We start from the raw sequence: 885 nt of genomic DNA, 5'->3' as shown, positions 1-885 counted from the left end.
TGTAGAAAAGTAGGGACCTTCGAGACATCCTTGTTTTTGACTTTCGATCACGAGGATAATCGCGATGATGACATTCCGACGGGAAGTTTCACATAAGCTGCGCGTTCTTCAACATGCCGAGCGTCACGGTGACGTATCGCAAACCTGCCGCTATTTCGGTATTGGCAGAGCCAGTTTCTATCGATGGAAATCGGCTTTCGAGCGCTATGGCGAGGCCGGGCTTGAGAACCGATCCTCCGCACCAAAAAATCCCGCTAACCAGAAGCCTGCAGAAATCATCGTGAAAGTCTTGCATCTGCGCACCAGATATCATCTCGGCCCGATGCGCATTTCCTGGTATATGAGCCGGTACCATGCCATCACCATCTCTGACGCCTGCATCTATAGAATTCTGAAGCGGAACGGGCTTAGTCGGCTTCCCGGCGGTACGCGTGTTAGGAAAATCCATACCCAGAGATACGAGCAGCGCGTGCCGGGGCATCAGATATAGGTCGACGTAAAATTCCTGAAATTTGAAGGCGTTGACGGCAAGGTCGTCAAGCGCTTCCAATACACGGCAATCGACGATGCCACCCGCATCCGGGCCTTGAAGGTCTATGATCGCCACACCCAGGCCAACGCCATAGACTTCATCGACACCGTAATCGCCAAATTCCCGTTCCGCATTCGCGAAGTGCGCACCGATAATGGGCACGAGTTCCAGGCCAAATTCCACTGGCACGTCGAAGACCAGGGCATCCGGCACGCCTATATCAAGCCAGCGTCGCCCCAACTAAATGGAAAAGTCGAACGGTCACACCGCACTGATGATCAAGAGTTCTACCAGCTTTTGTCATATACAGACGACACCGACCTCGTTCAAAAGCTCAGCGAATGGGAGAGGTT

1 pseudogene is annotated in these 885 nt (G+C 52.9%); it reads left to right on the top strand.

The window, feature by feature from the left end:
* Positions 1 to 64: 64 nt before the first annotated feature.
* Positions 65 to 885: pseudogene (locus GB927_RS34220) on the top strand (helix-turn-helix domain-containing protein); the annotation flags it as partial.

This window comes from Shinella lacus (assembly GCF_010994755.1).
GTDB lineage: Bacteria > Pseudomonadota > Alphaproteobacteria > Rhizobiales > Rhizobiaceae > Shinella > Shinella lacus.
The sequence above is the reverse complement of the archived record's forward strand: the minus strand, read 5'-3'. Positions and strand labels throughout refer to the sequence as shown.